Below are 23,322 nucleotides of genomic sequence, written 5' to 3'. Positions count from 1 at the left end.
ACAGGCGGGGTCAGGCGAGTTCGGTGATGCCCAGCACGTCCAGCAGCTTGCCACGCGCCCTGCGGATATCGGCGGCGAGGCTGTCCTTGCCGACGTCGGCAGTGTCGATGCTCTCCGGCCAGTATTGCGAGACCACTTCTTCCAGACGTGAAGCCTTGTCGGCATCCAGCATGAACCGCGGATCGACCCTTGCCGGATCGGCCACGACGCGCAGGCGCAGGCAGGCGGGGCCGCCGCCGTTGGCCATGGACTGCCGCACGTCGACCACGTCGACATGGCGGATCGGCCCATTGCCCGCGAGCATGTCCTGCAACCAGGACCATACCGGCGCACTTTCGCGGCATTCCTCCGGCACCACCAGCGTCATCTCGCCAGAGGGCGGGGTCAGCAGTTGCGCGTTGAACAGGTAGGACGAAACCGCTTCGGCCAGCGAGACGCGGTCGGCCGGCACTTCCACCACCTGCACGCCGGGACAGCGGGCAGTGATCGCGTCGTAGGTTCCCTGCGGATCGGCGAAGGCCTGCGCATGGGCGAACAGCACGTTCTCGTTGGCCACGGCCACCACGTCATTGTGGAAGGCACCGGCGGCGATGGCATCGGGGTTCTGCTCGACGAACAGGCACTGCGCCGGATCGAGGCCGTGCTTGCGCGCGACGATGCGGCTCGCCTCCTCGTGCTGGCGCGCGGGGAAGCGTCCGCCGCGCTTGCCATAGACGAAGACCTCGAGGCCTTGCTCGCCATGGCTGGGCGCGAACCGCATGTGGTTGGCCGCTCCCTCGTCACCGAAACAGGGCGGCACCGGGTCGTGCACGGTGAAATGTGCTGTGTCGGCGAAGGCAAGGCGCAATTGCGCCAGCGTGTCCGGCCACTCATGCGCACGGTGCGGCATGGTGACGAGGTTGGCCACGGTCAGGTGGCACGTGCCATCGGGGGTGTCGGGAGCCGGGCTGACGGTGGCGGCATTGGCCGTCCACATCGAGCTCGCGGACCATGCCCCGGCCACCAGCGCCGGATCGGTCGACTCGTCGGCAGCGAGCGCCTCCAGCCAGCCGGTGTCGGGACGCGGCAGCGGCAGGAAGAAGCCCTGCGCCAGCCCGCGCTCCATGTTGCGGCGCATCTTGGCGATGCCCTGCAGGGCGGCCGCGCGCGGATAGCTGGTGGCACCGGCGTTCTTCGTCGCAGCAAGATTGCCGAGGCTGAGACCGGCGTAGTTGTGGCTGGGGCCGACCAGCCCGTCGAAATTGATCTCGACCAGCTGGCTCATCGCGCGATGCTCCAGACCATGTCGCCCGTGCCGATGCGCAGCAGTTCGGCGGCCTGCGAGTCGATGGCGATGCCGTCGCCGCGCAATTCACGCGCGCCGTAACAGCAGCGGAAGTCCTTGAGCTTGCCGGCGGCGATCAGTGCCTTTTCGCCTTTCTCCAGCTCGTCATCCACCACTTCGCCATGATGGGCGTCGGCGATGCTCTTCACCTTGTCGGTATCGGCCAGCATGGTCGGGCCACCGTCGAAGATGTCGACATAGCCCTGGTAGGAGAAGCCCTCGTTCTCCAGCATGCGCATGGCCGCGCGGCCGCTGGGGTGGGGCAGGCCGATCACCTTCTTCGCCTCGTCGTCCAGCATGGCGATGTAGACCGGGTGCTTGGGCATCAGGTCGGCGATGAACTGGTTGCCGTTGATGGCGTTGAACTCGTCGGCTTCCTGAAAGTTCATGCCGAAGAACTTGCCGCCGATGGCATCCCAGAAGGGCGAGCCGCCGCGCTCGTCGATGATGCCGCGCAGCTCGGCCAGGATCCGGTCGCCAAAGCGTTCGCGGTGGGCGGCGATGAACAGGTAACGGCTGCGCGCCAGCAACAGCCCGAGGCCGCCTGCACGTTCACCCGGATGCAGGAACAGCCCGCCTACCTCGCTGGTGCCGCCAAGGTCGTTGACGAGGCTCAGCAGCTCCGCCGTCACCGTGCGGTCCAGTTCCTGCGAGTACTGCGTCAGCGTGCTGATGCGGTAGGAATAGAACGGATACTGCTGCCCCACGGCGGTGAAGACCTGGCAGGTCCCGCGCACGTCATGCGTCTGCGTGTTTTCCAGCACCAGCACGAAGGTCTCTGCGACGATATCGTCACCTTCACGCGAAAAGGCTGCTTCGGAGCCTTCCAGCTTGTCGGTCAGCGAGTTGCGATCGGGCGGCAGGTTGGTGAAGCCGCCGCCGGTCAGCTTGGCCATCTCGTAGAGGTGCTGCAAATCGCCCGTCACGGCGGGGCGGATCACGAAACTCACAACACATCTCCGGTAGCAAGGCGGTGGAGGACAATGGCCGACAGCTGCGCGCGCTCGGTCAGCGAGGGCACGATCATGAATTCGTCGGGCGAATGGATCTTGCCGCCGCGCACGCCCATGGTGTCGACCACGGGCACGTGATTGGCGGCGATATTGTTGCCATCGCAAACGCCGCCGCTGCTCTGCCAGCCAATGGTCTGGCCCAAGGCGGCGCCGGTATCGCGGACAAGGTCGAACAGCTTCTGCGCTTTTTCGTCGACCGGCTTGGGCGGGCGGGAGATGCCGCCGTGCAGAGCGATCTTGAGATCGTGCTCGGCTGCCAGCGTCTCGATGAGCGCTTCGAGGTTCCGGGCGAAGTCGTCGGCGGCCTCGGTCGTCTTGGGGCGGATGTTGAAGCGCAGGACGGCGTGATCGGGCACCACGTTGTTGGCCGCGCCGCCTTCAATCTTGGCTGGATTGATCGGCAGGTCGGCGTGCTGCATCTGCTTCAGCCGTACCGCGCAATCGGCGGCCGCCACGATGGCGTTACGGCCATCCTGCGGATTGCGACCGGCATGGGCGCTCTTGCCGGTAAAGGTGAGCGTGAAGTTGCCGCTGCCGCCGCGGGCATGGGCCAGCGTGCCGTCGGGCAGGGCGCTCGGTTCATAGGTGAGGGCGGCGAACTTGCCACGCGCCAGCTCGTCGATCAGCGCGGCGGAAGAGAGCGAGCCGGTCTCCTCGTCCGAGTTGATCATCACGTCATAGCCGATGTTGGCGGCAGCCTCGCTGGTTTCCAGCGCGGCAAGTGCCTCGGCGATTATGGCGAGGCCGGCCTTCATGTCCGCCGTGCCCGGCCCGTTGAGCACGTCGTCATCGAGCCATGTCAGCTCCTGGAACGGGTGGTCGGCGGGGAAGACGGTGTCCATGTGGCCGGTCAGCAGGAACCGCCGCTCGGCCTCCGGGCGAACCGACAGCACCAGGTGGCGGCCATGCGGTTTCTCGACTTCGTGTCCCTCAGCGTCGACCACCGTCACCGGCGCAGGGTCGCGCAGGGTCACTTCGCCGGGCAGGGCCGAAAAGCACTCGGCCAGCGCATCCGCCACCTTGGCGAGGCCTTCGAGATTGGCGGTTCCCGAATTGATTGCTGCCCATTCCATCGTGCGCGACAGCATGCGTTGCTGGTCGATCCCTTCGATCAGGGCCTGTTCGGTTTGCAAAAGTGGTTGCATCGAAAACCGCCTTACGCGGCGTGCGTGGCGAGTCAAATCGGCGCCCGTTTCGAGCGCGCGGCTTTACCAATCGCTAGGAGCTTTACGCCTAGGATCGTCCGATTGCTGGCAAGGAAGCAGCGCCGATGAAGACCCAACGCGCACGCGGGGAGGATCGTGAGAACGTCATGCTGACGGCCTCGGTCGTCGACTCGCGCGGATCGCGGCCAGCGCGCATTTCCGACATCTCCTCGCGCGGGATGCTGGGGCACATGGAAATGCCCCCGCAACGCGGTGAATTCATCGACCTGCGCTTTCCAGCGCGCGAAGTGGCAGGACAGGTGCGCTGGGTGAACGGCCGCAAGTTCGGCATTAGCCTGCGGGAGCGGGTGGACGTGGACAGCCTGCTTTCGGGATCGCGCAGGAAACCCGCCAAGACTGTCCCGCACCTGCCGGAGCAGGACATGTCACTGAAGGGCATTATCGTGGCCTATTCGGTGATGGGACTTGCCGCCCTTTCGGCCGCCTACCTTATCGTCACCTACATCATTTTCTAGGCTGTCATCGCGCGCGCCACGGCCACGAATTCGTCGACCGAGAGCGTTTCGGCGCGGCGCGTAGGGTCGATCCCGCAGGCTTCAAGCGCGTCGAGTGCGCCTGGCAGGCCCTTCAGGCTTTGCCGCAGCATCTTGCGGCGCTGGCCGAAGGCGGCCTCGGTCAGCTTTTCCAGCGTCCTGGCGGAGACACCTTCCGGCGCCTCCTTCGGCACGACATGCACGATCGCGCTCATCACCTTGGGGGGCGGGGTGAAGGCGCTGCGGTGCACCTTCATCGCCAGCTTCGGCAGGGCCCGCCACTGGGCGAGCACGGCAAGGCGGCCATAGGCCGAGGTGCCGGGCCTGGCGACGATGCGCTGGGCCACCTCCTGCTGGAACATCAGCGTCAGGCTGGTCCAGCGCGGCGGCCATTGCTCGCCGCCCATCCAGCGCGTGAACAACAGCGTACCGATGTTGTAGGGCAGGTTGGCGGCGACGGCGAACGGCTCGCCCATCAGTTCTGCGTGATCGATGGCGAGGGCGTCGTCCTCCAGCACGCGCAGCTTGCCGGGGAAGGCCTGCTCCACCTCTGCCAGCGCGGGGATGCAGCGGCTGTCGCGTTCGATGGCGGTGACGCGCGCGCCGGCGCGAAGGAGGGCGCGGGTCAGGCCACCGGGACCGGGGCCGATTTCGAGCACGGCCTTGTCCGTCAGGTCGCCGGGGATGGCCACGATACGGTCGAGCAACTGCTCGTCGAACAGGAAGTTCTGCCCCAGCGCCTTGCTGGCGGAGAGGCCATGTGCGGCGATAACTTCGCGCAGGGGAGGCAGGCTCACGCCAGCGCCGCCCGCCTTGCGGCAATCTCGCCCGCCATGCGGATGGCGGCGATCATGGCGTCGGGCCTGGCGATGCCCTTGCCGGCAATGTCGAAAGCGGTGCCGTGATCGGGTGAGGTCCGCACGATCGGCAACCCCAGTGTGACGTTCACGCCCTCGTCGAAATCCAGCGTCTTGAGGGGGACCAGTGCCTGGTCGTGATACATGGCGATGGCGACATCGTAGGTGCTGCGCTTGTGCGGGGCGAATAGCGTGTCCGCCGGATGCGGGCCGGTGGCGTCGATCCCCTCGGCGCGCAGCGTGACGATGGCGGGGGCGATGATGTCGATTTCCTCACGCCCCATGCGGCCGTCTTCCCCGGCGTGCGGGTTGAGCCCGGCAATGGCGATGCGCGGGTTCGCTATCCCGAAATCGGTGTGCATGGCCCGCGCGACGATCCGTGTGCGGTGGACGATCAGGTCGTGGCTCAGGCGCGACGGCACCTCCGACAAGGAGCAGTGCACGGTCATCGGCACGGTGCGGAGCGAGGGCCCGGCCAGCATCATCACCGCCGCATCGCGCTCGACACCGCAGGCATCGGCGCAGAACTCTGTCTGGCCGACGAAGCCTGCATCGATGGCGGCGATCCCCGACTTGGATACCGGTCCGGTAACTACACCGCGGCATTCCCCGTCGAGGACCATGGCCAGCGCCTGTTCCAGCGACTGCCGGGCGAATTGGGCAGAGGCGCGGTCCGGCGCACCGGGGGTGAACCCCTGCGCGCCGTCGCCCACCACTACGAAGGGCGGCAGGCCCAGTTCCTCGCTGCGGGACCGGATTTCCGCGACCAGTTCCGGACCGACCCCCGCCGGGTCACCCAGGGTAACGGCGAGCGGGAGCGGCCGGGTCACCGGATCAGTTGTATTCGAGCACGGCGTCGCGACGCAGGTCGCGCAGGTAGCGCTGGGCGCGGCGGTTGATGCGCTCGTCTTCCAGCTGCGCCATGATCTGGTCGGTCGACGGACCCTGCGTTTCGCGCGGATCGTCGCGGCCGCACAGCATCAGCACGCGCAGGCTGCCACCCGGCGTCAGTTCGCCGAACGGCGGGGTGCTCTGGCCGACATTCATCTGCAGCAGGATGCCCTGGATCGGGTTCGGCAGCTGGCGGGCCAGGATCTGGTCGTTGTCCACCGTCTGCGCGCCGATGGCGGCGGCGCGCAGGTTGGCATCGCCGCAACCGGTCATCGAACCGACGGTTTCCACGAAGGTCTCACCGCGCTCTTCGATCTCCGCTTGCGAAATGCCTTCGGGGAAGGTGATCGAAATCTGCTTCAGGCTGAGGATGGAATCGCGCGCGTCGGGCATGCCGATCTGGCGCTGATCGATCATCATCAGGATGGAGAAACCACCCGGAATCTCGACCGGACCTTCGACCAGCCCCGGGGTCATGCCGGCGGCAACGGCTTCCAGCGTGGGGTTCTGCAACTGCTCCAGGCGGATCCAGCCAAGGTCACCGCCGACGATGGCGCTCGATGCCTGCGAGAACTGGCGAGCATAGGCGGCGAAGCTGGCGCCTTCGCGCAGCTGGGCGATGATCTGCTGGGCATTGGCCAGCACCTGCTGGCGGTTTGCCGGCGTGGCGGCGAGGTAGATTTCGCCAAGGCGATATTCGGTGGTGCCGCGCGATTCCTGCAGGCGTTCGAACAGGTCCTGCACCTCGCCTTCGGATACGTTCACGAAGGGGGCCACGTTACGGCGCAGCAGGCGGTCCCAAGCCAGTTCGCCCATGATCTGGCGCTTGATCGAGCGCGCCGAAGAGCCGATCGAACGCAGGTAGGCGTCCATTTCTTCGACGCTGCGGCCCTGGGCTTCCACGGCGAACCGTTCGTAGGCCTGTTCGACCTCTTCCTGCGACACCGGCATTTCGAGCGCGGCAGCTTCCTGGATCTGCAGCGTCTCGTCGATCAGGTTGCGAACGACCTGCAGGCGCAGGCGCTGGATTTCCTCCTCCGGCAAGGCCGTTTCCTGCGCCGACAGGATCAGCGCGACGCGGTGGTCGACATCGGTGCCGGTGATGATGCTGCCGTTCACGCGGGCGGTGGGCCGGCGAACATTCGGGTCCGAAGGCTCGACGATGAAGGTCACGTCCTCCGGCAGGTTGAATGCATCGGAACCGGCAACCTGGATGCCCTGTGCATGGGCGGTGCCGGCAAGCACGGTGGCGCCGAGTGCGGCAGCGGAAAACTTGATAAGTCTGGTCGCGAACGAGATCACTTCAATACCTTGTCTTACTTGCGGCGCGGGAACCCGCGCCTTCTGCGTGGGGCGCCAATGCAAAACCACGGCTTAACCCTAGCTGAGCCGGCACGTCCTAGCCAAATGTCCCGGTGCTGCCAATGGACTGCGCAAATGTGTCCCGAACCTAGTTGAAGCCGATATTGCGCAGGGCGAAATAGAGGCGGAAGCTGTTGCCGCTCTGGGCGTCGGCAAGCTGGATGTAGTCGCGCCGCCAGGTGAAGCCGAATTCCAGGCAGTCGTCGGCATAGGCGATGCCGAGGCGCGTGCGGAGCGGTTCGAAGCCGTCGGCGTTGAAAGTGGGGTCCTCGTTACGGTCCGTCAGGTTGACCACGGCGGAGCCGAAAATCGACCAGTGGCGGGCGAAGGCCAGGCGGCCCGCGACGCGTAGTTCCTCGCGGTCCTGCAAGTCCTCCAGCGTGAAATCGATGTCGCGGTCCAGGCGCAGGTAACCGGCTTCCAGATAGGTGCGGTCGCTGCCGATGGTGGCATCCACCTCGTTCCGGCGCACGGCCAGGTTGTCCTTGTCGAGACGGAAGCGGTGCGTGAACTTGAGGAAATCGTTGTAGCGCACCTCGGTCCGCCCGACGAAGTCCGACCACTGTTCGTTGAGGCCTGTGCCATCGGGGAAGAGCGCGGGCTCGTCCGTCAGGCGGTAGGACTGGCCGATGGTGGTGTGGATACGCCAGCCGGGAAAGGTTGCCTGCCAGTCCGCGCCGTAGGTGAGGCGCACGCCGTCCTCCACTCGGTCGTAGCCGGGGAAGCGGCTGAGCGCGAAGAGGTTGGAATCCTCCAGGTCGATGGCGCGGGCGTCTTCGTTGGGAATGTCGAGGTTGCGGATGCTGGGCGAGGCGACCAGCTGCACGCGCGGCGTGAGGATCTGCGAGCCGCCGAGGAATTCCCCGATGAAGGGCCATTTCACCTCTACTGCGGCCGTCGCGACGCCGCGCGTCTGCCAGCCTGGATCGCCGCGATAGGCGGCCACGCTGGTGAGATCGTTTTCGTCGGAATGATAGATGTCGCCGCGTACCAGCGCCGTCAGCGTGACTTCCTGGCCCATTGGGGTAATGCGGCGCAGGTCCCACCGGGCGCGGGCAAAGGCGCGCTGCGAATCCTGGCCTTCGCTGCGGGTGACGGCGTAGGAATTGGCTTGCAGTTCCACCGTGCCGCCGACCACCGGGTCTTCCAGCCGATAGCGCGCGTCGATCAGCGGCAGGGCCAGCGGCACTTCCCCCTGCGGCGTGCTGACCAGCAGCGCCTGGGTCGCCCAGCCGGCGATGGAGACGAATGAATTGTCGTCCGCCCGCTGCAATTCGACCAGCGAGCGGATGCGGTCTTCGCGGGTGATGTCGTAACGGCGCAGGAAGGTGCGGTCGCTGGCGAGGCGGATGGAGCCTTGTGCGGTCCAGTTCTCGTCAAGCTGGAAACGGCCGTTGGCGGCGAGGTAACCGCGCAGGTCCTCCTCGCTGGTGGCCACCGTGGAATTGAGCGGGATGCGGCTGCCGTAGGTAGCATAGCCGGTGACCTGGAAGGCGCCATTGCCGGTCAGCTGGCGATATTCGGCAGAGACCATCGGCGCGGCTTCGGTGAACACATAGCCGGTCAGCGTCAGGTCGCGATCGTCGGCGATGCGCCAGTAGTAGCTGTCGCTGATCTCGATGCCGTTCGATGCGGTCAGTCCGATGTCGGGTACGAAGAAGCCGCTGTCGGCGCTGCCGTCGGCCCGCACGGTCAGGCCGGGCAAGGGCAGCACACGGGCACCGAACAGCTCCAGATATGCGCCCCGAAAGCGGATGCGGGAGGTCTCGCTATCGTAGTAGACGCGCTCCGCCGTCACCCGCCAGCTGGGGCTGCGGTCGCAGCCATCGGCATCGAGCACCGAGCACGATGAATAGACCGCGCGGTCTAGTTCGATATCGCCGCCCTCGGCGCGGGTCGCCTCCATCGCCGCCAGCCTGCCGCCCTGGCGGAAGGCCAGCAGCAGGTTGGTCATCGCGCCGGCTTCCAGCTCGTCGGTCAGCACCAGGCTGTCGGTAAAGAGCTGGTTGCCGTTTTCGTCCACCAGCCGGACGGAGCCGGTGGCGGTGATCTCGCCGCTCAGGCGGTTCCAGGTGACGGCATCGGCGCGCAGCGACTGGTCGCCGGAACGCAGGACGACATTGCCTGCCGCGGTGATCGTGTCGGTGTTCTCGTCATAACGCAGCTCGTTCGCCTCGAACCCGATCTGGCGGGGCGCCTCTTCCTGTTCGTCCAGGGTGGCGACGACGACCGGCTCCTCGGCATCCTGGGCCAGTGCAGCCTTGGCCGGGGCCAGCAAGGCGACAGTAATCGCGCCTGCGGCGAGCAAGCGGGACAACGAGGCTTGCGGGACGGAATGCAGGCCGGGGAGCATGGCTTGCCTATTGCACCGCGCGCTCGTAATCGCAACGCCAGCTTTTTCGCGGGCCATCACATTCTGCCCGATCAACAAGATGACAACTTCTGGAGCCTCCATGGATATCGAATTTCGCGACTCTCTTCCCGCCGAAGCACCGCGCCTCGTGGCGCGCTTTGTCGACCAGGGAAAATTGCCCGACGACTTGCCGCGCGCGGTCAAGGAAGGGGCCGAGGCATCGCGCTTCGCCGGCAAGGCCGGGCAGGTCTTCGAAACCTTCGTCGAGCAGGGCGACAAGGTGTCGCGCCTGGCACTGGTGGGTACCGGCAAGAAGAAGGACGCCGGACGCCATGCCGCGCTGGAACGCGCGGGCGCGGCGCTGACCGCCAAGTACCTGACCAGCGGTGAGAGCAAGCTGGCGATCGATATCCCCGCCTCCGGCCTCGATGCCGAGGAAACCGCCGCCGTGCTGATGGGCGCGCGCCTGCGGGCCTGGCGCTGGGACGAATATCGCACCAAGCTGAAGGCCGAGCAGAAGCGTTCGCTGAAGACCATCATCGTCGCCGCTGCGCCCGATGGGACCGAGGCCGCGTGGGAAGACGCCGCCGCCGTCGCCAAGGGCGTGGAGTTCACCCGCGAACTGGTCGCCGAACCGGCCAACGTCATCTACCCGCAGAGCTTCGTCGAGCGTTGCCAGAAGCGCTTCGAAGGCACCGGCGTCGAAATCCAGGTGCTGGACGAGGACGAGATGCGCACGCTGGGCATGGGCGCGCTGCTGGGCGTCGGCCAGGGTTCGCGCCGCGACAGCAAGCTGCTGGTGATCAAGTGGACCGGCGGCAAGCCCGCCGACAAGCCGACCGTCTTCGTCGGCAAGGGCGTGACCTTCGATACCGGCGGCATCTCGATCAAGCCGGCTGCCGGCATGGAAGACATGAAGTGGGACATGGGCGGTGCCGGTGCCGTGGCCGGTGCCATGCTGGCGCTCGCCTCGCGCAAGGCCAAGGCCAATGTCGTGGGCGTCTGCGGGCTGGTGGAGAACATGCCCGACGGCAATGCACAGCGGCCGGGCGACGTGGTGAAGACCATGAGCGGACAGACCGTGGAAGTCATCAACACCGACGCCGAAGGCCGGCTGGTGCTGGGTGACGCGATGACCTGGGCCCAGCGCGAGTTCAAGCCGGAGACGCTGGTCGATCTCGCCACGCTGACCGGGGCGATGATCGTTGCCCTTGGCCACGAGCATGGCGGCCTGTTCTCCAACGACGACAAGCTGGCCGACAACCTGCTCGACGCAGGCAAGGCAAGTGGCGACAAACTGTGGCGGATGCCGCTGGGCCCGGCCTACGACAAGCTGATCGACAGCCCGATTGCCGACATGAAGAACGTCGGTGGCCGTTGGGCTGGTTCGATCACCGCCGCGCAGTACCTTCAGCGCTTCGTCGAGAAGGGCGTGAACTGGGCGCACCTCGACATCGCCGGCATGGTCTGGGCGGACAAGCCCGGTGCTACCTGGGACAAGGGCGCGACGGGTTACGGCGTGCGCCTGCTCGATCGCTTCATCCGCGACACGGCCGAGGGCTGAGGCAGTCCCGTGGGCAGGATGCGGAAGAAGTCCGACCTGCCCACCAAGACCTGTGCCGCCTGCGGCCTGCCGTTCACCTGGCGCAAGAAGTGGGAGCGCGACTGGGACAACGTCCGCTATTGTTCCGAGCGCTGTCGCCGCAACAAGGGAAGTTAGCTCATGGCCTCAAGCAGCGAAGCGCTCGACCGAAAACATGCGGATTGATTTCTATCTCCTTTCGCAAGACCCGGCGCCCGCAACGGCGGCGCTGCTGGCAAGTAAGGTGCGGCAGGCGGGCAAGCGGCTGCTGGTGGTGGCGGACGACCTCGAACTGCTTGAAGCCACCAGCCAGGCCATGTGGGACAGCTCTCCCGAAGCCTTCCTTGCCAATGGCATCGCCGGGGACGAGCACGATGCCGGCCAGCCGATCCTGCTGTCGAACGAGGTCGATCCGGTGAACGGCGCGACCTTCCTGCTGGTGGCGGACGGGCTGTGGCGCGAGCCGGGCGAGGGCTTCGAGCGGGTGCTGTTCCTGTTCGATCAGGCGACCATCACCGGCGCGCGCCAGACCTGGAAGGCGCTGGAAGATCGCGAGGGAATGGAGCGCAAGTTCTGGAAACAGCAGGACGGGCGCTGGGTCGAGGGCCCTTGACCACGGCCCTTGCTCGCGAAAGACTCCGAAAGCTTTATCATGGTGAGAGGAGAGGGTTGATGCGCAAGGTTATTCTGATTGCGGGAATTGGGTTGCTGCTGGCGGGTTGCGGCAGCGAGTCCGGAACCATCGACACCGAAGATGGGGAAGTGACCTACGAAGTCGACCGCGATGGCGAGAACGCCGAATACCGGATGACCAATGAGGACGGCGACGAGGTCGTCATCAACAGCGGCAGTGACGTTGCGGTTAGCCTGCCCGATGGGTTCAGCCTCTATCCCGGTGCCCAGGTCATCACCAACACCACCGTGAACCAGGCCGATGGCTCCGGCTCGATGGTGGTGATGCGCAGCGACGATACGCCGGACGAGATGGCAGCCTACTACCGCCGGCAGGCGGAAGGAGCCGGGGTCGAGATCCAGATGGAGATGAGCAGCAACGGCAGCAAGCTGATCGGCGGGGAAGGCCCCGACGGCCTGACCTTCAGTTTCAATGCCACGCCGGACCCGGAGGGCACGACGGCGCAGCTGGTGGTCGGACGCGACAACAACTGATTGGCGGCAAATCGCAGCACACCGCTCTTGCCCCCCGGCGACGGGGGCGCTAGGGGCGCGCGCAAATTTGCCCTTTTTCAAATTTCGCAAAGGAATGTCCCATGGCGGTCACCCGCACCTTCTCGATCATCAAGCCCGATGCCACCCGCCGCAACCTGACCGGTGCGGTCACCAAGATGCTGGAAGACGCCGGCCTCCGCGTCGTCGCTTCGAAGCGCATTCTGATGACCCGCGAACAGGCCGAGGGTTTCTACGCGGTGCACAAGGAACGCCCCTTCTTCGGCGAACTGTGTGACTTCATGACCAGCGGCCCGGTCGTGGTGCAGGTGCTGGAAGGCGAGGACGCCGTGGCCCGCAACCGCAAGGTGATGGGTGCCACCAATCCGGCTGACGCCGAAGTAGGCACGATCCGCAAGACCTATGCCGAAAGCATCGAAGCCAACTCGGTGCACGGTTCGGACAGCGACGAAAACGCCAAGATCGAAATCGACTTCTTCTTCAACGAAGACGAAATCGTCGGCTGATTCCAGAAATTTAGGGTCGTTCCGGGTGCGGGCACTTCCCCGTATTCGGAACGACTCGCCCGCTGTGCTAACGTACAGGGTGTTCCGCGAGTTAACTCGGGAGTGCTCGCATGTTTGGACGGGGAAGGTCGGATACCCTTGGGGTAGTGCGTCGCTACGTCGACGCCGTGAACTCGCGCGATTTCGACGCGATGTCCGACATGCTGCACGATGATTTCAGCTTCATCGACAGTCGCGGATACCGGATCAGTGGCCGGGAAAACTGCATCGCTGCACACAAGGCGTTCTTCGAACTCGAAGACAGTTTCAGCTTCCACATCGACAATTATACCATGCGCGACGACCTGGTGCTGATGCGCGGCCACAGCAAAGCACGCGATCCGCGGCTGGCAAGTGCCCGCCTTTGGACAGCCAGGGTTCGTGACGGGAAGATGCTGTTCTGGCAGAACTTCGGTGACCAGAAGTCTCCGGCGCTGGCTCACCTGTTGATGCCCGAAGAGGCCAGCCGGGAACTGACCGAGCTATCGTTTTAGCCGTCAGATAGGAACGATCAGGCGGAGCTTCTGGCGAACCGCTGCATTTGCCGGGCGTGCTCGTGATGGGCCGAAGACTGCGCCTTGCGTTGCTCCTCGCGCATTGCCGCAAGCGAATGAGCGGAGAAAGGCAGGTCCAGGTCGCGGTAGATGCGCATGATTTCGCCTTCCCAATCCTCGTTCAGCCGATCGAAATCGACCACGGCCAGGGCCCCGTCGAATTGCGCCAGAGCGCTGTCCATGCGGGCATCGCGCAAGGCGATCTTGCGGGCGACCTCCTGCTCGATCCAGGCATAGTCCACCGCGTTGGACTGGATCGCCATCTGGTTGGCGACTAGCGAGGCGGAACTGCGCACGAGATCCTCCTCGCAGCGCTTGGTGAGCACGACGCGTGCATCGGGGAACTGGGCCAGCAGGGTGGGCAGGTCTTCGGCGAATTGCGGCACCTTGAGCACGCGCGGACGCTCTGCGCTACCATGCCAGGCGGCATCGGTGCGCAACATGCGGGCAAATTCGCGGTAGACCGGGCCGGGTTCGCGGCCTTCGCTGAAGGCGGTGAAAGTCGGGATGCGCCACTGCGCTTCGTAGGCGCAGTGATCCAGGGCGGCGGCCAGCCAGCCCAGTTCCTCGTCGGCGCGGGTGACGCCGAAGGGATGGATCGTATCCAGCCACGGGTCCAGCGCGCGGGCGAACATCAGCGACAGGGCAGACCATGCCGGGCGCGTATCGGGCGTGCGGGGAACGGGATGCCAGCTGTCGCAGAAGCGCGTCGATGACAGGGCCGGGTCCGCCGCCAGCAGGCGATGGACGCGCGTCGTGCCGCTGCGCATCTGGCCGACCACGATGATCGGGGGCGCCAGCGGCGTTTGCAGCAGTTCCGGTTCGCGCTGCCACAGTGCACCGAGGTGCAGCCGCTGCCGGATGACCCGCACCAGCTGACCGTGCGCCATGGTCAGACCCAGCGAATTGAGCTGCGCTTCGGCCTGCAGCGATTCCGCCAGGATTTCCAGTCGCAGGCGGAAGTCGGCCATTTCGGCATCGCTACGCGGTCCGCCTTCGCCATGCGCGGGGGCATCCTTCAGCGCCTTCGCCCACAGGGCATCGGGATCAAGCGTGGGGCGCGTGCTCAGCCCCTTGCGCCAGGCCGCCTCCAGCCAGCCGATCACCCGGTCGACGCGCGCGGAACGAGTGCAGGGATGAGGGCGATGGGGGGCTGGCATCCGTCAGAATTCGTCCGCTGCGTCGAGCAACCTGGTCAGCCGCTTGGGCGCCACCGTCCGCCAGCTGCGTTCCAGCCATTCGGATACGTGGTCCCAGTCAACGCCCGGACGGTTCAGGATGATCCCGACCCAGCCGCTGGCGCCGTAGTAGGCTGGTTTGAAATAGGTTTCCGGTGCGGTTTCGACGAGGCCGGCAAGCTCGTCCGGCCCGCTGGTCTTCACCAGCACGGCGATATGCTCGCTGCCGTGGTGCTGGTCGGTGAAATAGGCGAAGTACTTGCCGCTTTTCCCGCCAGTACGCCAGCCGGGCGAACCGTGGCTTTCGCGTTCCTCCACCTCGGGCAGGTCCATCGCGCGAGCGTGGACCTGTTCCAGCAGCCAGTCGGTGCGGTACTGTCGCCCGACATAGTCGGCGACCATGCGCGGATAGAGCTGGTATTCCGCCAGGATCACGCGATGGGCGAGGCTCTCTGCCGTGTCGGTGGGGAGGATGGCGACGGGCAGCTGGCCCAGCAGCGGACCTCCATCCAGTTCCGGCGTGACGATATGGACCGAACAGCCGCCGAATTTCTCGCCCGCGTCGATGGCGCGCTGGTGGGTGTCGAGCCCCTTGTACTTAGGCAGCAGCGAAGGATGCGTGTTGACCATCCGGCCCTCCCACCCGCTGACGAATTCAGCGGTGAGGATGCGCATGTAACCGCACAGCGCGAGGTACTCGGCACCGCTGTCGCGCAAGGCCTTGTCCATCACCTGTTCGTGCTCGCGGCGACCCAGCCCGGTGTGCGGGTAGGAGAAGGTCGGGATACCTTCCGCTTCGGCGATCTTCAGCCCAGGGGCGTCGGGCACGTTGGAAGCCACCAGCACGATTTCATAGGGGCAGTCGGGCAGGCGGGACTGGAACAGCAGCGCCGACATGGTCGTGCCGTTGCCCGATAGCAGGCAGGCGATCTTCGCCTTCTCAGGCATCGTGCCCCGCTTGCCAGTCTTCCTTCGCGCTCCAGGTGCCTTGCGCGCCGCTGACCGTGCAGCCCCGCTGGCCGGCGACGATCTCGCCGACGCGGAAGACGGTTTCGCCAGCCTCGGTGAGCGCCGAGGTGACGGCATCCACCTTGTCCGCCGTGACCGCCAACACCATGCCCACACCGCAGTTGAAGGTACGCGCCATTTCGCCCGGCTCGATATTGCCCTGTGCCTGCAGGAAGGCCATCAGCCGGGGCTGTTCCCAGGCATCGGCATCGACCATCGCGCGCGCGCCTTCGGGCAGCACGCGCGGGATGTTCTCGAGCAGGCCGCCGCCGGTGATATGCGCCAGCGCGTCGATCATGCCGGCACGGACGACGGGCAGCAGGCTCTTCACGTAGATGCGGGTGGGTGCCAGCAGGGCATCGACCAGCAGCACCTCGGGATCGAACAGGGCGGGGCGGTCCAGCTTCCAGCCCTTGTCCGCAGCCAGCCGCCGGACCAGCGAATAGCCGTTGGAATGCACGCCCGAACTGGCGAGGCCGAGCAGCACGTGGCCGGGCGCAACGCGCTCTCCGGTCAGCTGCTCGCCGCGCTCGACGGCGCCGACGCAGAAGCCTGCCAAGTCGTAGTCGCCCTCGGCATACATGCCGGGCATTTCCGCCGTTTCGCCGCCGATCAGTGCGCAGCCGGCCTGCTGGCAGCCCTCGGCAATGCCCGCGATCACGCGCTCCGCCACGCCGCCTTCCAGCTTGCCGGTGGCGAAATAGTCGAGGAAGAACAGCGGCTCCGCGCCCTGCACGATCAGGTCGTTCACGCACATGGCCACCAGGTCGATGCCGACCGTGTCGTGGCGATCGGTGTCGATGGCCAGTTTCAGCTTGGTGCCCACGCCGTCATTGCCGGCCACCAGCAGCGGATCCTTGTAGCCTGCCGCCTTGGGATCGAAGAAGCCGCCGAAGCCGCCGATTTCGGCATCGGCTCCGGGGCGCATGGTCGCCTTGACCAGCGGGCCGATGGCCTTGACCAGGCGGTTGCCGGCCTCGATCGAGACGCCGGCCTGTTCGTAGGTATAGGATTGCTTGTCGCCACTCATACGCAACCGCATAGCCTTTCGCGCTTGGAATTCCACTCGCCTTTAGGCAAAAGGCACGCGATTTCCCCGATGAGCGCGCTTTCCATCCCCTCCCGCCTGTCCGCGAACCGCTTTCCGACCCTTGTCGGCGCGCTCGCCTTTGCCGTTCTCGCTTTCGTCGCCGTGGCCTCGCTGGTGGCGCAGGTTGGCGGTGAACGCGGCATCGCGCCGGTCGCCAGCAGCAGCGATATCGATGTGAGCGGGATCGAGGTGAATGTCACCGGCGCCAATGCGGAGGAAGCCCGGGCCAACGGCTGGCGACAGGCGCAGCGTCTTGCCTGGGAGCAACTGGGCGGTCCCGACATTCCGGACGAGCGACTCGAATCGCTGGTCGCGGCCATCGTGGTGGAAGAAGAGAATATCGGCCCCCGTCGCTACATCGCGCGGCTTGGCGTCATCTTCGATCGCCAGCGTGCCGGTGCCTTGCTGGGCGCTGGCGGCACGACGCGTACTTCGGCCCCGATGCTCACGCTGCCGGTGCTGATTTCCGGCGGCACGCAGACGATGTTCGAGGTGCGCAATCCTTGGCAGCGGGCCTGGGCGGAATACCAGTTCGGCACCAGCGCCATCGACTATGTCCGTCCTTCCGGCGTCGGCGGCGAATCGCTGCTGCTGACCTATGGCCAGACCGGCCGGCGCAGCCGTGCCTGGTGGAATGTCATCCTCGACCAGTTCGGTGCCGCCGACGTGCTGGTGCCGATTGCCAACCTGACCTGGCAATGGCCCGGCGGCCCGGTGGAGGGCGAGTTCACCGCCCGCTATGGCCCCGACAATCGCTATCTCGGCAGCTTCCGCATGCGGGCGAACAGCGCCGACGAGCTGCCGGCCATGCTCGAACGCGCGGTTGGCCGGTTCGACGAGATCTTCGCCGCGGCACTGGCCAACGGCACGCTGCGCCCCGACCCCACGCTGACGCTGGACAATATCGAGATCAGCCCGGAAATCCGCAGCCTGCTGGAACAGGCCCGTTCGGCCGAGGCCGCGGAAGAGGCCGCTGCAGCCGGACTGGACGAGCCGAGCGCCGAAACGGTGGAACCGGGTGCCGAAGCGCCGGAGCCGGTGGAGCCGGTAACGCCGGCGGCGACTTTCCCCGTGCAGGTGGCCACCCCCGATGCCCGCGCCTTTGACGGAGCGCTGACGGCCCTGCGCGCCGTGCCGGGCGTCAACCGCGTTTCGGTGACCTCGACCGCGATCGGCGGCGCCTCGGTGCTCTCGGTAACCTATACCGGCGACCTGTCTTCGCTCGCCGCAGCCCTGCGGCAGCGCGGCTGGGCGGTGAACGAAGGCCAGGGCGCGCTCGGCATCTCGCGCTGACCGGTTTGGCGATGAGCCAGATCGCGCTTCCCCTTGCCCCCGGCAGCAAAGGCCCGGCCCGGATCGTGGTCGGCAATGCCAATGCCCATGTGGCCGAAGCCCTGCTCAATCCGGAAAGCTGGCCTTACCGCACCGCCGTGCTCACCGGCCCGCCACGCTCGGGCAAGTCGCTGCTGGCGCGCTGGTTCGCCAACAGCGGCCGGGGCGAATCCATCGACGATGCGCAGGACTGGGCGGAGGACGAGCTGTTCCATCGCTGGAACCGCGCGCAGGAGGATGGCACGGCACTGCTGATCGTGGGCGGTGAACCGCCATGGGAAATCAGCTTGCCGGACCTGAAATCGCGGCTTGGCGGCTCCCTGCAAATGGAAATCGGGCAGCCGGACGACGAGATGGCGCGCGAGTTGCTGCTCTCGCTCGCCGAGGAGCGAGGACTGCCGCTGCGCGCCGACGCCGCCGACTACTTGATCCCGCGCGCCTCCCGCTCGCAGGCGGACCTTGAGCGGCTGGTGGCAACGATTGATCGCTTGTCTCTGGAACGAAAGGCCCCACCTAACCTTGGTATCTGGCGCGCCGCCCTGGAGGCGGTGCAGGGGCCGGAGGAGCCGCGCTTGCTTTGAGCCGGTTTTGATGGGAAACTGAAGGCATGCGCAGAGGAAGCCTCCATGTTCGGTAACCTGATCGCCTATCTGGACTCGGTCCGCGCGCGCGATCCCGCACCGCGTTCGCGCTGGGAAATCCTGCTTTATCCGGGGGTTCTGGCGCTTGGTTTACACAAGGTCGCACATTGGCTGTTCGAAGCGCGGATGTATTTCCTCGCTCGCTTCGTGAACCATTTCAGTCGCTGGCTGACCGCGATCGACATTCATCCGGGCGCGACGATCGGCAAGAACTTCTTCATCGACCACGGCTTCACCGTCATCGGGGAAACCGCCGAAATCGGCGACAACGTGACCATCTACCAGTGTGTGACGCTGGGCGGCACCAACCCCACCAGCGGGCAGGGGGGCAAGCGCCACCCGACGCTGTGCGACAACGTGATCATCGGGTCCGGGGCGCAGGTTATCGGCCCCATCACCGTGGGTGAACGCGCCCGCGTCGGGGCTAACGCCGTCGTCACCGACGACGTGCCCGAAGGCGCGACCATGATCGGCCTCAAGGCGCGCTCCACGCTGGTGCCGGCCGAAGAATGGATTCGCGAATTCATTCCCTATGGCACGCCCTGCGACGAGCCCTGCGAACCTGCACCCAGCGAGCGTGTGCAGGTGCTGGAAACCGAAGTACAACTGCTGCGCGAGGAACTGGCCGAGATGCGCAAGGCGCTGGGCAAGCCGGAAGCGGATGACGGCCCCGACCTGTTCTCCGACACGCGCAAGAGCGGGACCAAGCGCTGATGGCGGCTGGCAACGCGCCCGGCGCTCCCAACATCGTCGCATTCCCCGGCCAGCGCCTGCCAGAACAGGTGGGCTTCGACCGGTACGAACTGGCGAAGATCCTCGATCTTTACGGTCGCATGGTCGCCGCCGGCGAATGGCGCGATTACGCGATGGACTTTACCCGCGATTGCGCCACGTTCGCCGCCTTCCGTCGCACCGCCGAAGTGCCGCAGATGCGGCTGGAAAAGCGCCCCGCGCTGCGCCAGCGGCAAGGCATGTGGGCGCTGTTCGGCGAACAGGGCCAGATCCTGAAGCGCGGGCACGAGCTTTCCAACGTGCTCGCCCCGCTGGAACGTCGGCTGGTCAAGCTGGTCGAGGTATGAAGAAACCCCGCCAGGCTGGTGCCTGACGGGGCCTCCCCTCCCATTATCGGGTTCAGTTGATCAGGCCGCGTGGGCGATGGGGCCCACGACGGGCAGCTTCTCGCGCAGGTCACTTGGCAGCTTGTCGACCACCACCGCGCGGATGCCCGGCCAGAAGGCCGACAGCATCAGCAGAGCGGAGCCGATTACCAGCGCGGTAAGCGCGACGCTGAGCTCCACCATGCCATAGTCCTCGAACAGGCTGGTGAGGGCGAACAGCACATAGGCCAGCGCCGATACCAGCAGCGCCCGGCGGTCTACCGCCAGTGCCACCAGGCCGAAGACGACATAGACCGCCAGCACCAGCAGCACGCCGCCGATACCGACCACGTCACCCTCGGTAATGCCCAGCCAGTGGAACAGCGGGTGGGCGATCATCGGGGCGGCCAGCAGGTGCAGCCAGAAGGCCACGTCGCTGCGGCGCGTTTCGCGGGTGCGGTCGCTGATGTCCCAGCGCATGGCGAAGGCGAAGACCGCGAGGCCAGCGACGAACACCATGGGCAGGATTACCGTATCGGGCGTCACCATGGCGGGGCCGATGGCAGTGACGATCAGGGCGATGGTCGCCGCCACGGCGGTTGCCGCCAGCGCGGCAATGGTGATCGGCACCATGAAACGCTTCCAGTGCACCCATGCGCCGATGGCGCCGGCGACGAAGGCACCGGTGACCAGCGCACCCATCAGTCGCTCGTTCTCGTCGAAACTGGTCTGGCTGAGGATCTCGATCGGGGCCGCCACGATGCCGCCGACGAAGGCCAGTAGCAGTACGATGGAGGGCAGCGCCATCCGGCGACGGCGGGTGAAGAACTCGCTCATCATCCAGGCCGCGCCTGCCACCAGCAGGCCGGCCAGCCCGGAGACGATGGCGTTGCCGATGCCCGCCATGGCCACCAGCAGCAACACGGCCGCGATGGTGACGAAGATGTCGTTGAAGGAATTGATGAGGCGGAAATTCTCCTCGTCGGTTACCGGCATCCGGCGCACCTGCGCGACATGCGCGCGCAGTGCCCGTGCTGCCTCCTCGGTAATTGCGCCGCCCGCAACCGCGTCGCGCAAGTCCTGTTCGCTATACATTTGCTACTCCCCCGCTTGGGTTTCTCAGTCCCTTGGCGCGAGAAGGTAGCTTACTGTTATAAGGAGTCAATACACCTGTGGATTACAGGTCTTCCAGCACCCCTACCAGCTGGTTGAAATGATCGATCAACACGTCGCCGCCCAGCTCGTCCACCGGCACGTCGTGATAACCATAACGGTATGTAACAACAGGGATTTCTGCGTTACGCGCGGCACGCACATCATAGGTCGAATCGCCTACCAGGGCCGCGCGACCGCCGCCGCAATCGGCAATGGCGGCCAGCAGCATGTCGGGCGCGGGCTTGGCCTTTTCGCGACCCAAAGTGTCTCCGCCGTAGATCGCGGCGAAGCGATCGGTCAGGTCAAGCTGGTCGAGCAATTGCCGTGCCGGACCCTCGGCCTTGTTGGTGCAGACGCCCAGCTTGCAGCCGCGATCCGCCAGTTCGTCCAGCGCGCCGAGCACGCCCGCGAAGGGCACGGTGTTGTCGGCGATATGCGCCCAGTAATGTTCCAGCAGCGCCTGGCTCAGTTCCTTGAAGCGTGCTTCCGGAACCGGGCCGCCGGTGCGTTCCAGCCCGCGCTCCAGCATCGGCACGGCGCCGCCGCCGATCAGCTGGCGCACTTCGGCCAGCGGCAGGGTGGGGCGGCCCTCCAGCGTCAGCGCGTGGTTGATCGCGGGGCCGAGGTCGAGGTTGGAATCGACCAGCGTTCCGTCGAGGTCGAAAAGGACGATATCAAAGGGAAAGTCTGCCATCGCGCCGCCATGTGGGGCAGGCATATGGAAACTGCAATGAATTGATGGCATGGCGCGGTTCATGAGTGATCGCCCGATAGCTGCCGTCATCCTTGCCGCGGGCAAGGGCACCCGCATGAAGAGCGCCAAGCACAAGGTGCTGCACGAGGTCGCGGGACGCTCGATGATCGAGCACCTGCTGGCCAGCGTCGAGCAGCTGGCACCGGAAAAGCTGGTCGCCATCGTCGGCGAATCCCGCGAACAGCTGGAGGAACGGCTGGCGGGCCGCTGCGCCTTCGCCGTGCAGGAACCGCAATTGGGCACCGGCCATGCGGTGCAGCAGGCGGAGGAGGCGCTGGCAGGCTTCGACGGCGACGTGCTGGTGCTCTACGGTGACGTGCCCTTCGTAAAGGCGGAAACCATGCGCGCGATGATCGACCGCCTGCGTGCCGTCGATGCCCCTGCTGCCGTGGTGCTTGGCTTCGAGCCGGAAGACCCGCTGCGCTATGGCCGCGTGATCGCGCAGCAGGGCCAGATCATCAAGATGGTCGAATACAAGGATGCCAGCGAGGACGAGCGGGCTTGCCGCCTGTGTAATTCGGGCCTGCTGGCGGCGCGGTCTGATGACCTGTTCGCATTGCTTGGCCGGGTGAAGAACGAGAACGCGCAGGCGGAGTACTACCTGCCCGATATCGTCAACATCGCCATCGCCGACGGGCGCAACTGTGCCGTCGTCTCCTGCGAGACGCCGGACGAGGTCGCCGGCGTGAACAGCCGCGCCGAACTGGCCGCAGCCGAAGCGCAATGGCAGGAATACAAGCGCGCCGAGGTGATGGAAGCGGGCGTCACCCTGCGCGCGCCGGAAACCGTCTTCTTCAGCTGGGATACCGACCTGGCAGCCGACGTGGTGGTGGAGCAGAACGTTGTCTTCGGACCCGGCGTCTCCGTGGCCAGCGGGGCGACGATCAGGGCGTTCAGCCACTTGGAAGGTGCAACTGTAGGCGAGAATGTCGAAGTCGGTCCTTACGCTCGCCTGCGCCCCGGGGCCACGCTGGAAAAGGGCAGCAAGGTCGGCAATTTCGTCGAGATCAAGAAGGCCACCCTGGGCGAGGGGGCCAAGGCCAACCACCTCACCTACCTCGGCGATGCGACGGTGGGGGCGGGCGCCAATATCGGCGCGGGCACCATCACCTGCAATTACGATGGCTATTTCAAGCACCAGACGGTGATCGGCCCGCGCGCCTTCATCGGCTCCAACTCCGCGCTGATCGCCCCGGTCAGCATCGGTGCCGACGCGATCGTGGCTGCCGGAAGCGCGGTCAGCCGCGATGTGGGTGACGGGGAACTGCGCATGGTGCGCGCCGAACAGCTCATCAAGCCGGGCTGGGCCGACCGTTTCCACGACGCGATGAAAAAGAAGAAGGCCGAGAAAAAGGCGTGAGGGCTGCGCCAGCCCCCAGGGAAACCCGATGACCGACCGTTACGAAGGCAAGCCCTTTCTCCGCCTGCTCGACAGCTATGTGCTCGATGCCATCGGCCACCTTGACGAGGCGAACGCCAGGTGGCTGACTGAGGCCGAACCGCATTTTCGCGCGACCTTCGGCGAAAAGGGCACATGGCGCGAAATCGTCGAGGCGCGGATGCGGTTTCCCGCCGGGATGCCCGCCGCCATTCGCGAGCTGTGGGACAAGGGCCGGGTGAGGGCCCTGGCGGCGAACGGCGTCGAGCCGACGCCAGGTCAGTTCATCCGTCAGTTCGTCGATACCAATTTCCCCCATTGAAC

The 23,322-nt window shown here is 66.1% G+C and carries 25 protein-coding genes; 13 read left to right on the top strand and 12 right to left on the bottom strand.

The features are described 5' to 3' along the window. Window positions 1-10 precede the first annotated feature (10 nt). Genes OZN62_RS04765 through OZN62_RS04755 form a run of 3 tightly spaced genes read right to left on the bottom strand, consistent with a single transcriptional unit; the run spans window position 11 to window position 3,482 of the window. Window positions 11-1,264, bottom strand: coding sequence for an N-succinylarginine dihydrolase (locus OZN62_RS04765; RefSeq protein ID WP_269101598.1), 1,254 nt, complete (start codon window positions 1,262-1,264; stop codon window positions 11-13). Continuing rightward, window positions 1,261-2,274 carry an arginine N-succinyltransferase gene (locus OZN62_RS04760; protein WP_269101597.1) on the bottom strand — a complete coding sequence of 338 codons (1,014 nt, stop codon included), beginning with the start codon at window positions 2,272-2,274 and terminating at the stop codon, window positions 1,261-1,263. Before OZN62_RS04760 ends, OZN62_RS04765 begins: the two co-directional genes overlap by 4 nt. Next, a complete protein-coding gene (locus OZN62_RS04755) occupies window positions 2,271-3,482 on the bottom strand; it encodes a hydrolase (protein ID WP_269101596.1) in 1,212 nt (403 codons plus the stop codon). The genes OZN62_RS04760 and OZN62_RS04755 overlap by 4 nt, the downstream gene beginning before the upstream one ends. A 125-nt stretch (window positions 3,483-3,607) precedes the next feature. Here OZN62_RS04755 and OZN62_RS04750 point away from each other — a divergent pair, with 125 nt between their 5' ends. After that, the gene (locus OZN62_RS04750) at window positions 3,608-4,018 is read left to right on the top strand and encodes a PilZ domain-containing protein (protein WP_269101595.1); all 411 of its coding nucleotides are present in this window, start codon (window positions 3,608-3,610) and stop codon (window positions 4,016-4,018) included. On the opposite strand, the gene rsmA is transcribed toward OZN62_RS04750, so the two are convergent. From rsmA to OZN62_RS04730, 4 genes are all read right to left on the bottom strand, one after another. Continuing rightward, a complete protein-coding gene (rsmA, locus tag OZN62_RS04745) occupies window positions 4,015-4,833 on the bottom strand; it encodes a 16S rRNA (adenine(1518)-N(6)/adenine(1519)-N(6))-dimethyltransferase RsmA (RefSeq protein ID WP_269101594.1) in 819 nt (272 codons plus the stop codon). The genes OZN62_RS04750 and rsmA overlap by 4 nt on opposite strands. Then, window positions 4,830-5,723: a 4-hydroxythreonine-4-phosphate dehydrogenase PdxA gene (gene pdxA / locus OZN62_RS04740; RefSeq protein ID WP_269101593.1), complete on the bottom strand. Its 894-nt coding sequence runs from the start codon at window positions 5,721-5,723 to the stop codon at window positions 4,830-4,832. The genes rsmA and pdxA overlap by 4 nt, the downstream gene beginning before the upstream one ends. A gap of 4 nt (window positions 5,724-5,727) precedes the next feature. Beyond that, the gene (locus OZN62_RS04735) at window positions 5,728-7,083 is read right to left on the bottom strand and encodes a peptidylprolyl isomerase (protein ID WP_442864395.1); all 1,356 of its coding nucleotides are present in this window, start codon (window positions 7,081-7,083) and stop codon (window positions 5,728-5,730) included. Window positions 7,084-7,234: 151 nt separating this feature from the next. Then, a complete protein-coding gene (locus tag OZN62_RS04730; protein WP_442864389.1) occupies window positions 7,235-9,499 on the bottom strand; it encodes an LPS-assembly protein LptD in 2,265 nt (754 codons plus the stop codon). Between the two features lie 100 nt (window positions 9,500-9,599). Here OZN62_RS04730 and OZN62_RS04725 point away from each other — a divergent pair, with 100 nt between their 5' ends. From OZN62_RS04725 to OZN62_RS04700, 6 genes are all read left to right on the top strand, one after another. After that, window positions 9,600-11,063 carry a leucyl aminopeptidase gene (locus tag OZN62_RS04725; RefSeq protein ID WP_269101590.1) on the top strand — a complete coding sequence of 488 codons (1,464 nt, stop codon included), beginning with the start codon at window positions 9,600-9,602 and terminating at the stop codon, window positions 11,061-11,063. A gap of 18 nt (window positions 11,064-11,081) precedes the next feature. After that, entirely contained in the window at window positions 11,082-11,219 is a 138-nt protein-coding gene (locus OZN62_RS04720) for a DUF2256 domain-containing protein (protein WP_269101589.1), read from the top strand. Between the two features lie 37 nt (window positions 11,220-11,256). Then, window positions 11,257-11,694 (top strand): DNA polymerase III subunit chi, encoded by a 438-nt coding sequence (locus tag OZN62_RS04715; protein WP_269101588.1) that lies wholly within the window; start codon window positions 11,257-11,259, stop codon window positions 11,692-11,694. A gap of 59 nt (window positions 11,695-11,753) precedes the next feature. Next, window positions 11,754-12,248, top strand: coding sequence for a hypothetical protein (locus tag OZN62_RS04710; RefSeq protein ID WP_269101587.1), 495 nt, complete (start codon window positions 11,754-11,756; stop codon window positions 12,246-12,248). A gap of 101 nt (window positions 12,249-12,349) precedes the next feature. Continuing rightward, window positions 12,350-12,772, top strand: coding sequence for a nucleoside-diphosphate kinase (ndk, locus tag OZN62_RS04705; RefSeq protein WP_269101586.1), 423 nt, complete (start codon window positions 12,350-12,352; stop codon window positions 12,770-12,772). Window positions 12,773-12,918: 146 nt separating this feature from the next. Next, complete coding sequence (locus OZN62_RS04700) at window positions 12,919-13,305, top strand: nuclear transport factor 2 family protein (RefSeq protein WP_269101585.1); 387 nt, start codon at window positions 12,919-12,921, stop codon at window positions 13,303-13,305. A 17-nt stretch (window positions 13,306-13,322) separates the two neighbouring features. Here the strand turns inward: OZN62_RS04700 and OZN62_RS04695 are convergent, their stop codons facing one another. The 3 genes from OZN62_RS04695 to purM are packed head-to-tail and all read right to left on the bottom strand — an operon-like array spanning window position 13,323 to window position 16,581. Beyond that, window positions 13,323-14,471 (bottom strand): sulfotransferase family protein, encoded by a 1,149-nt coding sequence (locus OZN62_RS04695; protein WP_269101584.1) that lies wholly within the window; start codon window positions 14,469-14,471, stop codon window positions 13,323-13,325. A 57-nt stretch (window positions 14,472-14,528) separates the two neighbouring features. After that, window positions 14,529-15,491: a phosphoribosylglycinamide formyltransferase gene (gene purN / locus OZN62_RS04690; protein WP_269101583.1), complete on the bottom strand. Its 963-nt coding sequence runs from the start codon at window positions 15,489-15,491 to the stop codon at window positions 14,529-14,531. After that, a complete protein-coding gene (purM, locus tag OZN62_RS04685) occupies window positions 15,484-16,581 on the bottom strand; it encodes a phosphoribosylformylglycinamidine cyclo-ligase (protein WP_269102106.1) in 1,098 nt (365 codons plus the stop codon). Before purM ends, purN begins: the two co-directional genes overlap by 8 nt. A 69-nt stretch (window positions 16,582-16,650) precedes the next feature. Between purM and OZN62_RS04680 the strand changes: the two genes are divergently transcribed. Genes OZN62_RS04680 through OZN62_RS04665 form a run of 4 tightly spaced genes read left to right on the top strand, consistent with a single transcriptional unit; the run spans window position 16,651 to window position 19,693 of the window. Next, entirely contained in the window at window positions 16,651-17,934 is a 1,284-nt protein-coding gene (locus OZN62_RS04680; protein WP_269101582.1) for a heavy-metal-associated domain-containing protein, read from the top strand. An 11-nt stretch (window positions 17,935-17,945) separates the two neighbouring features. Then, window positions 17,946-18,554 (top strand): HdaA/DnaA family protein, encoded by a 609-nt coding sequence (locus tag OZN62_RS04675; protein ID WP_269101581.1) that lies wholly within the window; start codon window positions 17,946-17,948, stop codon window positions 18,552-18,554. 45 nt (window positions 18,555-18,599) lie between these two features. Continuing rightward, the gene (gene epsC, locus OZN62_RS04670) at window positions 18,600-19,328 is read left to right on the top strand and encodes a serine O-acetyltransferase EpsC (protein WP_269101580.1); all 729 of its coding nucleotides are present in this window, start codon (window positions 18,600-18,602) and stop codon (window positions 19,326-19,328) included. Beyond that, window positions 19,328-19,693 (top strand): DUF2794 domain-containing protein, encoded by a 366-nt coding sequence (locus OZN62_RS04665; RefSeq protein WP_269101579.1) that lies wholly within the window; start codon window positions 19,328-19,330, stop codon window positions 19,691-19,693. Before epsC ends, OZN62_RS04665 begins: the two co-directional genes overlap by 1 nt. Window positions 19,694-19,753: 60 nt before the next feature. On the opposite strand, the gene OZN62_RS04660 is transcribed toward OZN62_RS04665, so the two are convergent. Both OZN62_RS04660 and OZN62_RS04655 read right to left on the bottom strand, forming a co-directional pair. Further along, window positions 19,754-20,806 carry a hypothetical protein gene (locus OZN62_RS04660; RefSeq protein ID WP_269101578.1) on the bottom strand — a complete coding sequence of 351 codons (1,053 nt, stop codon included), beginning with the start codon at window positions 20,804-20,806 and terminating at the stop codon, window positions 19,754-19,756. 82 nt (window positions 20,807-20,888) lie between these two features. Continuing rightward, window positions 20,889-21,560 carry an HAD-IA family hydrolase gene (locus OZN62_RS04655; protein WP_269101577.1) on the bottom strand — a complete coding sequence of 224 codons (672 nt, stop codon included), beginning with the start codon at window positions 21,558-21,560 and terminating at the stop codon, window positions 20,889-20,891. Between the two features lie 61 nt (window positions 21,561-21,621). Between OZN62_RS04655 and glmU the strand changes: the two genes are divergently transcribed. Beyond that, window positions 21,622-22,980 carry a bifunctional UDP-N-acetylglucosamine diphosphorylase/glucosamine-1-phosphate N-acetyltransferase GlmU gene (gene glmU / locus OZN62_RS04650; RefSeq protein WP_269101576.1) on the top strand — a complete coding sequence of 453 codons (1,359 nt, stop codon included), beginning with the start codon at window positions 21,622-21,624 and terminating at the stop codon, window positions 22,978-22,980. A gap of 28 nt (window positions 22,981-23,008) precedes the next feature. After that, on the top strand, window positions 23,009-23,320 hold the full coding sequence (locus OZN62_RS04645; protein WP_269101575.1) for a hypothetical protein: 312 nt from the start codon (window positions 23,009-23,011) through the stop codon (window positions 23,318-23,320). The last annotated feature ends 2 nt before the right edge of the window (window positions 23,321-23,322 follow it).

The organism is Aurantiacibacter sp. MUD11 (genome assembly GCF_026967575.1).
Classification (GTDB): domain Bacteria; phylum Pseudomonadota; class Alphaproteobacteria; order Sphingomonadales; family Sphingomonadaceae; genus Alteraurantiacibacter.
This window is presented reverse-complemented; position numbering and strand designations above follow the sequence as displayed.

Bases quoted from the DNA above. Each gene is read 5' to 3' on its own strand.
- purM (WP_269102106.1), bottom strand. From the start codon at position 16,581: ATGAGTGGCGACAAGCAATCCTATACCTACGAACAGGCCGGCGTCTCG.
- OZN62_RS04675 (WP_269101581.1), top strand. From the start codon at position 17,946: ATGAGCCAGATCGCGCTTCCCCTTGCCCCCGGCAGCAAAGGCCCGGCC.
- OZN62_RS04755 (WP_269101596.1), bottom strand. From the start codon at position 3,482: ATGCAACCACTTTTGCAAACCGAACAGGCCCTGATCGAAGGGATCGAC.
- glmU (WP_269101576.1), top strand. From the start codon at position 21,622: ATGAGTGATCGCCCGATAGCTGCCGTCATCCTTGCCGCGGGCAAGGGC.
- OZN62_RS04665 (WP_269101579.1), top strand. From the start codon at position 19,328: ATGGCGGCTGGCAACGCGCCCGGCGCTCCCAACATCGTCGCATTCCCC.
- OZN62_RS04655 (WP_269101577.1), bottom strand. From the start codon at position 21,560: ATGGCAGACTTTCCCTTTGATATCGTCCTTTTCGACCTCGACGGAACG.
- purN (WP_269101583.1), bottom strand. From the start codon at position 15,491: ATGCCTGAGAAGGCGAAGATCGCCTGCCTGCTATCGGGCAACGGCACG.
- OZN62_RS04680 (WP_269101582.1), top strand. From the start codon at position 16,651: ATGAGCGCGCTTTCCATCCCCTCCCGCCTGTCCGCGAACCGCTTTCCG.
- OZN62_RS04765 (WP_269101598.1), bottom strand. From the start codon at position 1,264: ATGAGCCAGCTGGTCGAGATCAATTTCGACGGGCTGGTCGGCCCCAGC.
- ndk (WP_269101586.1), top strand. From the start codon at position 12,350: ATGGCGGTCACCCGCACCTTCTCGATCATCAAGCCCGATGCCACCCGC.
- OZN62_RS04660 (WP_269101578.1), bottom strand. From the start codon at position 20,806: ATGTATAGCGAACAGGACTTGCGCGACGCGGTTGCGGGCGGCGCAATT.
- OZN62_RS04715 (WP_269101588.1), top strand. From the start codon at position 11,257: ATGCGGATTGATTTCTATCTCCTTTCGCAAGACCCGGCGCCCGCAACG.
- OZN62_RS04730 (WP_442864389.1), bottom strand. From the start codon at position 9,499: ATGCTCCCCGGCCTGCATTCCGTCCCGCAAGCCTCGTTGTCCCGCTTG.
- OZN62_RS04710 (WP_269101587.1), top strand. From the start codon at position 11,754: ATGCGCAAGGTTATTCTGATTGCGGGAATTGGGTTGCTGCTGGCGGGT.
- OZN62_RS04645 (WP_269101575.1), top strand. From the start codon at position 23,009: ATGACCGACCGTTACGAAGGCAAGCCCTTTCTCCGCCTGCTCGACAGC.
- OZN62_RS04720 (WP_269101589.1), top strand. From the start codon at position 11,082: ATGCGGAAGAAGTCCGACCTGCCCACCAAGACCTGTGCCGCCTGCGGC.
- epsC (WP_269101580.1), top strand. From the start codon at position 18,600: ATGTTCGGTAACCTGATCGCCTATCTGGACTCGGTCCGCGCGCGCGAT.
- OZN62_RS04725 (WP_269101590.1), top strand. From the start codon at position 9,600: ATGGATATCGAATTTCGCGACTCTCTTCCCGCCGAAGCACCGCGCCTC.
- OZN62_RS04750 (WP_269101595.1), top strand. From the start codon at position 3,608: ATGAAGACCCAACGCGCACGCGGGGAGGATCGTGAGAACGTCATGCTG.